The organism is Isoptericola cucumis (assembly GCF_014635665.1).
Classification (GTDB): domain Bacteria; phylum Actinomycetota; class Actinomycetes; order Actinomycetales; family Cellulomonadaceae; genus Isoptericola; species Isoptericola cucumis.
Genome location: NZ_BMDG01000012.1, coordinates 162,960 through 171,002 on the forward strand (window position 1 = coordinate 162,960; position 8,043 = coordinate 171,002).

General features: G+C 70.4%; 9 protein-coding genes. 3 read left to right on the top strand and 6 right to left on the bottom strand.

The window, feature by feature from the left end:
- Positions 1-22 precede the first annotated feature (22 nt).
- The 3 genes from IEW03_RS16825 to IEW03_RS16835 all read right to left on the bottom strand — a co-directional run bounded on the left by IEW03_RS16825 (position 23) and on the right by IEW03_RS16835 (position 2,237).
- The gene (locus IEW03_RS16825) at positions 23-745 is read right to left on the bottom strand and encodes an AAA family ATPase (RefSeq protein ID WP_229738376.1); all 723 of its coding nucleotides are present in this window, start codon (positions 743-745) and stop codon (positions 23-25) included.
- 148 nt (positions 746-893) lie between these two features.
- Complete coding sequence (locus IEW03_RS16830; RefSeq protein WP_229738377.1) at positions 894-1,262, bottom strand: hypothetical protein; 369 nt, start codon at positions 1,260-1,262, stop codon at positions 894-896.
- 54 nt (positions 1,263-1,316) lie between these two features.
- Positions 1,317-2,237, bottom strand: coding sequence for a LysR family transcriptional regulator (locus tag IEW03_RS16835; protein WP_229738378.1), 921 nt, complete (start codon positions 2,235-2,237; stop codon positions 1,317-1,319).
- A gap of 115 nt (positions 2,238-2,352) precedes the next feature.
- On the opposite strand from IEW03_RS16835, the gene IEW03_RS16840 reads away from it, so the two are divergent.
- The 3 genes from IEW03_RS16840 (at position 2,353) to IEW03_RS16850 (ending at position 4,868) form a co-directional block, all read left to right on the top strand.
- Positions 2,353-3,990: an ATP-binding cassette domain-containing protein gene (locus tag IEW03_RS16840; RefSeq protein ID WP_188524850.1), complete on the top strand. Its 1,638-nt coding sequence runs from the start codon at positions 2,353-2,355 to the stop codon at positions 3,988-3,990.
- Between the two features lie 76 nt (positions 3,991-4,066).
- A complete protein-coding gene (locus IEW03_RS16845; RefSeq protein ID WP_188524851.1) occupies positions 4,067-4,441 on the top strand; it encodes a DoxX family protein in 375 nt (124 codons plus the stop codon).
- Positions 4,442-4,472: 31 nt separating this feature from the next.
- Positions 4,473-4,868, top strand: a complete 396-nt coding sequence (locus IEW03_RS16850; RefSeq protein ID WP_188524852.1) for a VOC family protein — start codon at positions 4,473-4,475, stop codon at positions 4,866-4,868.
- Positions 4,869-4,958: 90 nt separating this feature from the next.
- On the opposite strand, the gene IEW03_RS16855 is transcribed toward IEW03_RS16850, so the two are convergent.
- The 3 genes from IEW03_RS16855 to IEW03_RS16865 all read right to left on the bottom strand — a co-directional run.
- Positions 4,959-5,648, bottom strand: a complete 690-nt coding sequence (locus IEW03_RS16855; RefSeq protein WP_188524853.1) for a histidine phosphatase family protein — start codon at positions 5,646-5,648, stop codon at positions 4,959-4,961.
- Between the two features lie 230 nt (positions 5,649-5,878).
- Positions 5,879-7,228: a hypothetical protein gene (locus IEW03_RS16860; RefSeq protein ID WP_188524854.1), complete on the bottom strand. Its 1,350-nt coding sequence runs from the start codon at positions 7,226-7,228 to the stop codon at positions 5,879-5,881.
- A 237-nt stretch (positions 7,229-7,465) separates the two neighbouring features.
- Positions 7,466-8,043 (bottom strand): hypothetical protein (locus IEW03_RS16865; RefSeq protein ID WP_229738379.1); only part of this gene is annotated, 578 nt, incomplete at its 5' end.

Consider the following 8,043-nt stretch of genomic DNA (forward strand, 5'->3'; position numbering starts at 1 on the left):
GGCGCGCTGCGGGCCGCTCAGCTCACCCGAGCAGGTGGCGCAGATAGCGCTCCGGCGTGTCGAGGAACGCCCGCCAGTGCTGCACGAGGTCAAGGTCCTCCCAGGTCGTCGGGCGCAGGCCCTCCGGTCCCACCTCCAGGATCGTCGCTCCGGGCAGCGCCGCCAGCACCGGGGAGTGCGTCGCGCACAGCACCTGGCCGCCGCGGGTCGTGACGTCCGCCAGGACACTCATGAGGGTCAGGGTCGAGGCGAAGCTCAGCGCTGCCTCGGGCTCGTCGAGGCAGTAGAGGCCCGGCCCGTCGAAGCGGGACTCGAGGACGGAGAGGAACGACTCGCCGTGGCTCATCTCGTGGAACACCGGGTCGTGAGGTCCCGGGCGCTCTTCGAGGAACGTGTACCAGCCGTGCATCGTCTCGGCGCGCAGGAAGAAGCCCCACCGACCAGAACCGACGCCGCGCTGCAACCGCACGGCCCGGTGCAGCGGCGACTCGGACTCGCGGGTCGAGTGCCGCCCGTGCGCGGTACCGCCCTCAGGAGAGAGCCCGTAGGCGACCGCCACCGCCTCGACGAGCGTCGACTTGCCGCTGCCGTTCTCCCCGACCAGGAACGTGACGCCCGGCGCGAGCTCGAGGCCGTCGCGAAGCACCTGCTCGACGGCGGGCACCGTGCGCGGCCACACCCCCGCGGGCAGGGGACGCTCGGCGTCCGGGACGACCCGGACCACAGGCGGCTGCGAGAAGTCCACACGGGCATCATGCCGTGCGCCGGGGCTCGTCACGTCAGCGCGACACCGGTGCCTGCAGATCCAGGACGTCGTCGTCCGCAGCACGACCCGTCTGAGGTCCTGAACCGCTCCGCTCCGTTGCGGTGAGCAACCGTCCCTGGGACACCGCTCACCAAGTCGCGGGATGGAACGACGTCCGAGCGGCCGGGTCGTGGGGATCGACGACGATCTGGACGTCGTCCTCATAGATCACGCGCCCCGGGTCATCCGACTCGACCCGGACACATTCCACGCCGTGCGCCCCGAGGATCGCGAGGTAGGGCGGCACCCGGTCGATGAGGTGGGTGGCCGACTCCTTGAACCATGCCGTCGCGCGCGGGTGCGCGGTCTCGTCGTAGACCGAGGGATCGGTGTCCGTCGGATCCGGGTAGGCGGCGTCGTACCAGTCGTTCCCTGCGCGCCACGCCGCGTGCTCGTCGGGCGTCAGGCGCCCCGCCCGTCCGAGGAGGTTGGTGAGACCGAAGACGCCGGTGTGCACGCCGCGCTTGCCGGGGATCGGCGACTGGAAGCGGACGAAAATGATCGGGTCGGCTCAGCCCATGGCGCGCTGCGTCTCGGCGACGAACGCGCGCACCAGCGGTGTGCTGTCGGACGCTCGCCACACCAGCGCCCAGCGCACCGGGGCGGCGCCGTCCAGCGGGAGGTAGACGACGCCGGGCCACGGGAAGTAGCGGCGGCCCTCGTCGGGCACGGGGCAGACGACCTTTCCCGCGGCGACGAGGGTGAGGACCTCCTGGTAGGTCGTGACGGCGGGCCCGCGCGGGATCTCCCGGCCGGCCGGCGTGCGCTCGAGCAGGACGCCGTCCAGCCAGGACGCCGGGGCGTCCCCACGCACGGCGGGGATCGCGAGACCCGCGAGCGCCTCGATCTGCGCCCGCCCTGCCGCGGCGAGCGGGTGGCCCGCCGCGACCAGGAGCCGTAGCGGCTCGGTCCGCAGGACGGGGCCGACGGTGATGTCGGGCTCGTCGACGGGGAGCCAGGTGGTCAGCACGTCGATGTCGCCGCGACGCAGCGCGCTGAACGGGTCGCTGAACACGACCTCGTGGTAGCGCAGCTCGGCGTCGGGGTGCCGTGCCCGGAACCGCGCGAGGACGGGTTCCAGCTGGTGCGCCTGCGCGCCCATGAATCCGAGCGCCAGCGTGCCGGACATGCGTCGCGCCGCGGCCGACGCGGAGGAGACGGCGTGGCCGATGCCCTCGTAGGCGGGCCGGAGCCCTGCCTGGAGCACCTCCCCCACCGTGGTGAGCTCGACCTTTCGGCTGGTGCGCTCGAACAGGGGCGCCCCGATCATCCGCTCCGACTTGCGGATCGACTGGCTCACGCGGGACACGGACACGTGCAGCCGCTCGGCCGTGCGGCCGAAGTGCAGCTCCTCGGCGAGATTCAGGAAGATCTCGATCTCCCGCAGCTCCACGCCCCACGCCCCCTCGCGTCCCGCTCGTCGTCGCGTCACCCGGGCCTCGATCGTGAACCCGACAGACAACGATCGTAACGGGATCCCTTGTTGTTCCGGGCATCCGGTGCGGCCACGCTGGACCCACGCCGACCCGTCCACCAGGAGGAACACCATGCGCCACCACGGACAGCCGCCCTCGGTCGTCTGTACCGGCCTGGGCTTCTCCTGGCCCGACGGCGCCCCGGTGCTCGACTCCCTCACGACGACCGTGCCGGCGGGCCGCACCAGCCTGGTGGGGCTCAACGGCGCGGGCAAGTCCACGTTCCTGCGCCTCGTCGCGGGAGAGCTCAGCCCGACCTCCGGGACCGTCCGGGTCGAGGGCGACGTCGGCTACCTCCCGCAGGACCTGGCCCTGGACACCGGGCTGCGGGTGGACGAGGCGCTCGGCATCGCCGAGCAGCGCGCCGCCCTGCACGCGGTGGACCGCGGCGACGTGCGCGAGGAGCACCTCGCGACGATCGGCACGGACTGGGACGTCGAGGAGCACGCCGTGGCCGTCCTGGGCCGGCTCGGCCTTGACGGGCTGGGGCTCGATCGCACGACCGGCGAGATCTCCGGCGGAGAGGCCGTGCTGTTGCGCCTGGCCGCGGTGCTCCTCGCACGCCCCGACGTCCTCCTCCTCGACGAGCCGACGAACAGCCTGGACACGACAGCGCGCGCCCGGCTGTACGACGTGGTGGCCGACTTCCCGGGGACGCTCGTCGTCGCGAGCCACGACCGCGGCCTGCTCGAGCGTGTGGACCACGTGGGCGAGCTGCGCGACGGCGTCCTCACCTGGTACGGCGGCAACCTCACCGCCTACGAGGAAGCGGTCGCCGCCCAGCAGGAGGCTGCCAGGCGGGACCTGCGCGACGCCGAGTCCCACCTGCGCAAGCAGCGGCGGGAGCTCGCCGACGCCCAGGTGAAGCTCGCTCGTCGCCGGCGCTACGGCCAGAAGATGTGGGACACCAAGCGCGAGCCCAAGGTCGTCATGGGCGAGCGCAAGCGCCAGGCCCAGGTCGCGGCCGGCAAGCACCGGATCATGCACGAGGGCCAGGTCGACGACGCTCGCGCCCGCCGCGACGAGGCGGAGTCGGCGGTGCGCGACGACGACGCGATCCGCGTCGACCTGCCGGACACCGCCGTGCCGGCCCGCCGCACCGTGCTCACCGTCCGCGACGCCGTCCTGCCGTACGGGGTGCGGGCGACCGGCGAGCTGCTGGTCCGCGGGCCGGAGCGGGTGGCCCTCGTGGGCCGCAACGGTGCCGGCAAGACGACGCTGCTGCGCGCCCTGGCGGGCGAGGTGCGGCCGTCCGCCGGGACGGCCCGGGCGCACGTCCCGCTACGGTTCCTGCCGCAGCGCCTCGACCTGTTGGACGACGAGCTGAGCGTGGCCGAGAACGTCGGTCGGTTCGCGCCCGGGGCCGGCGTCAACGACGTGCGGGCCGCGCTCGCGCGGTTCGAGTTCCGGGGCCGCGCCGCCGACCAGGAGGTCGGGACGCTCTCCGGTGGGGAGCGGTTCCGCGCGACGCTCGCCGCGCTGCTGCTCGCCCGGCCTGCGCCGCAGCTCCTGCTGCTGGACGAGCCGACCAACAACCTCGACCTCACCAGCCGGCACCGGCTCACCACCGCGCTGGAGTCCTTCCGCGGCGCCCTGGTCGTGGTCAGCCACGACCAGGAGTTCCTGCGGTCCGTCGGCGTCGAGCGCTGGCTGCTCCTCGACGCCGGCCTGTCCGAGCTCCGCCCGGACGACCCGGACCTCGCCGGTTGAGACCGGCGACGTCACAGGCCGGCCGGTCGTCTCGTCGTCTCCCTGTCCGATCACGTCACCCGAACAACGGAGCATCATGAACGTCGCCCTCTGGATCGTCGCAGCCCTCTTCGCGTCCGGCTTCATCGCGGGAGGTGTCGTCAAGCAGGTGTGGTCCTACGAGAGGTATGCCGCCAGGCTGGGCTGGCCCGAGGACTTCTCGCCCGGCAAGGTGAAGTTCATGGGCGTCGTCGAGATGCTCGGCGGGCTCGGGCTGGTCCTGCCCGGCCTGCTCGGGATCGCGACCGTCCTGGTGCCGGTCGCCGCCTCGGCGATGGCGCTCTACATGGCCGGCGCCGTGACCGAGCGGATCCGTCGCAACGAGTACACCGAGCTCCTCGGCGACCTCGTCTTCCTCGGCGCGATGCTCTTCGTGGCGTGGGGCCGTTTCGGACCGGAGCCGCTCGCGTGACGGCGCCTGTCCCCAGACCGAAGGAGGAGCGATGACGAGCAGGTTCACCGAGCTGGTCGTGCACTGCCAGGACCCGGGGCGGCTCGCCGCGTTCTGGTGCGCGGTGCTGGACTTCGAGGTGATCGATCCGGGTGACGACAAGGTCGAGATCGGCTCGTGGGTACCCACGGTCGAGGACGTCCGCGCTCGACAGGCGCCCCCGACGATCGTCTTCATCCGGGTGGCGGAGCCCAAGGAGGGGCAGAACCGGCTCCACCTCGACGTGAGTCCGATCGACCGCAGCACCGACGACGAGGTGGTCAGGCTGCTCGCCCTCGGCGCCGTCAGGACAGACGTCGGCCAAGGGCCAGGGCGGAGCTGGGAGGTCATGGCGGACCCCGAGGGCAACGAGTTCTGCGTCCTCCGCACCCTGGCCCCGGGACGTTAGCCAGGGTGGTGACCAGCGTGTGTGTCCGCTGATGGGTGTCCCGGGAGCAGGTTCCGGTAGCAGGCGCGCGCCGCCGGACCGGCGCCTCGGTCAACGCTGCAGGTGCGCCGTCTCTCCGACTGCCAGCACGGCTCGGTTGTGAAAGAAGTCGTCCTCGCGCAGCGTCGTGATGCTCCCCGAGCGCACGTGGAAGGCCACATGGCCGGCAGCCTCGATCGGCATCCCGATCCATGCTGCGACCACGAATGTCGCCGCGTACCCGTGGGTCACGACCACGAGGTCGTCCACATCCCGCGCCAGCGCTTCAGACATCGCCTCGTAGACCCGGCAGGCCACGTCCAGGCGGACCTCGGCGCCGTCGAGCCCCTCGACGTGACTCATCCGGTCCCCGACTGCCGGCGGCGCGACAAATCGTTCGTCCAACCACGACTGCTCACGACCACCGGCCAAACCGTACGACTTCTCCCGCAGGCGACTGTCGAGCTCGGGTTCGACGCCCAGGACAACCCCGATCGCTGCCGCGGTCCGGGCCGCCCGGCGAAGGTCCGACGAGACCACGTGCCGGCTGCGCTCTTCGCCGATCCTGTCTGCCAAGGCCGCAGCGATGAGGTCCGCGTCTTCGAGGCCCTTCACCGTCAGCTCAGAGTCGAACTGGCCACCGACTACCCCGTCGACATGGTGCGTCGCCTCTGGATGCGTCACGACGAAGACCTTGCGCGCTCTCGCCGGCACCACGCCCGGGATCGGTGGTGCGGGAAGGATCAGATCAGTAGCCGCCATCGCAGGATGGTGGCACATCCACCGCGATAGCCGCGGCTACACGCCAACGATATGAGTGTCGACGTGCAGCGCAGACTGCGCGGACGCGCCTGCCTACCTTGCTCGATCCCGGGCGTGTCGCATCGGACGCGCTACGTAGGTTGCACGTTCGACCGGAGACCGGCCGGTCAATCGGGCCGGGAGGCGTTGGTGACGGCCAAGTTCAGGACTCGGTGCAGCCGCTGGTCCCCTCACGTCTTGACAGCGATCTCCGTCTGCGAGGCGATGAGCGGCGGCTTGCGAGCATTCGTCTCCAACTGCCCGTCCGCGCGCAGTCGATGGTGGGCCGCGTACGGAAGGACTCTCGGGTCCAGCGGGTGCAGCGCGTGCGGGTTGTGGAAGACGTGCATCCCGTCGCCCCACAGTTCCTTTGACTGCGTCGAGACGACCTCGCGAAACATCTGCGGGGCGCTGGCATCGACATCAGGATCGGCAACGGTGCCGAGGTGGACCAGCTCAACGTCGTCGCGGCCGAACCCCGCCTGCACACCCATCCGGTCGAACTTCGAGATCGTGCCGAGCGCGTTGAAGATCACCGCGCTGACGTTCTCGGCGTCGGGCTGGTTGAAGAATCCCGAGTCCACCTTCTTGTTGTTCCAGCGGTGCTGCTCCACGCGCACCGGGGTGACGTTTAGGTGGCCGCTGGGGTCGGTGTGCGACTCGTGGCGCAGGCCGTAGAGGTACTCCGGCAGTGCGGAGCCGCTGTAAGTCATCGACATGTAGTCGTGGAAGTCCTGGATCGCGATGGCGAATGGATGCCCGGCCACATCGCTGTGCAGCCAGTCCTTCTTGCCGAGCTTGGACGTCAACGGACCGGCGTACCGGATTGGCAGGTAGTGGTGGCGATAGGCCGACGCGTCCTCCGCGGGCGCTGGACGAGCCGACGGCGCTGGCTTGCCGTCGACCACGCTCGGGTTGATGGTCGTCGCCTCGATGGCGAGGGTGCCGGCCAGCCCACTCGCGAGGAAGTCGGGGGCAGGGTTGGGCCGGTCGATGGCCAGGTTCGACTCTTTGAGCGCAGCAAACAGGTACAACTCCCACATGCGAGCGTCGAAACCCGTCGTCTGGAACTGCTCCACGAAGTTCCCGTCGACGTCGTCGTACCAGCGCATCATTCGCTCGATGACCGCGCGCGCCGGGACGTAGCCGCGGTTCTCCGCCAGGCTGCGGAAGTCGCGATGCAGACGGCTCGCCTTGACCACAGGCGTGAAGAAGTCGACCGGTGCTCGGGTGTCGTCGTCCTGCCTGCGCAGCTCGTCGTAGTCGCTGTTCGCGTTGGCCGCCACGAAGCGCTCTATCGCCGTCTGCGCGGAGGCCGCGTCCAGGTGGCCCGGGTCGGCCGTGACAGCTCTGAGCCTCTCCTGCATGTCTGGCGCGAGCACGATTGCGACGAACTCGCCGTCGGTGTCGACCACGATGGTCGCGACGAAGCGCCCGTCCTCGGATTCGTACCAGGCGAACTCACGCCCGAACTGAGCTGCGGAAGGGAGCCGGGAGTAGCCCGCTAGCGCCTCGAAGCGCGCCCTACTGATCGGATACACCGTCACACGATGGCGCGGGTTCTCACCGCGTGGCAAGACGCTGATTTGGACTCCTTACGATCTGGTCGAGCGGCCCGTGCGCAGCGACGGGATCGCCACTGATCCGTTGTCGTGCCCCACCATCCCTCTCGCCTCCTTCGTACCGACGCTGAACCCCCTGCCTACCCCGCTCGATCCCGGGCGTGTCCACCTGGGTCCGCTGCACAGATAGGCGAAGCTTGACCATGCAGCAGTGCATCAAACCCCATCCATCGCCACCCGAAACTTTTCGGTCAAATCCGCCGCCCCGGGTAGACCGGCGAGTGGATACCGGGTGCTGATGCGCCATCCGTTCACGTGTGCGCTGCACGACGCGATCGCCTCCAGCTCGCAGGCAGGGACCTCGACTGCGGACAGTACGTCGTAGGTCACGCCATCGAGGCGGACGAACATGCACACGTCGAAGTCGAACGAGCGCAGGACCGAGAAGGTGCCCGGCCTGCCGTCGTCCAGCACCCGGCACTTCACCTGCACGGTTCGGCCCTCGCCGTCGCGCACATCCCACGACTTCTCCGAGGCCGGAGCGAGCACGCCGTTGTACACGACCGCCGCGAGATGCTCGGCCAGATCACCGGCCGGGGCGTTGCGCGAGCGCAGGACCCCACGCTCGACGAGTTCGGTCAGCAGCGCCCCGTACAGGCGCAACAGGGCTCTTCGCAGATGAGGGGGGTCAGGGTCTGTCTGATTAACGGTGGGTGGGTCTCGGCCTGACACGCCGAGCAAGGCTTGGCGGGAAGCAGGCAGAGTGACCGAGATCATCGAGCCCGTGACGCTCG

Excerpts from the sequence above, each read along its gene's own strand:
- IEW03_RS16840 (WP_188524850.1), top strand. The coding sequence starts at position 2,353 with ATGCGCCACCACGGACAGCCGCCCTCGGTCGTCTGTACCGGCCTGGGC.
- IEW03_RS16845 (WP_188524851.1), top strand. The coding sequence starts at position 4,067 with ATGAACGTCGCCCTCTGGATCGTCGCAGCCCTCTTCGCGTCCGGCTTC.
- IEW03_RS16850 (WP_188524852.1), top strand. The coding sequence starts at position 4,473 with ATGACGAGCAGGTTCACCGAGCTGGTCGTGCACTGCCAGGACCCGGGG.
- IEW03_RS16855 (WP_188524853.1), bottom strand. The coding sequence starts at position 5,648 with ATGGCGGCTACTGATCTGATCCTTCCCGCACCACCGATCCCGGGCGTG.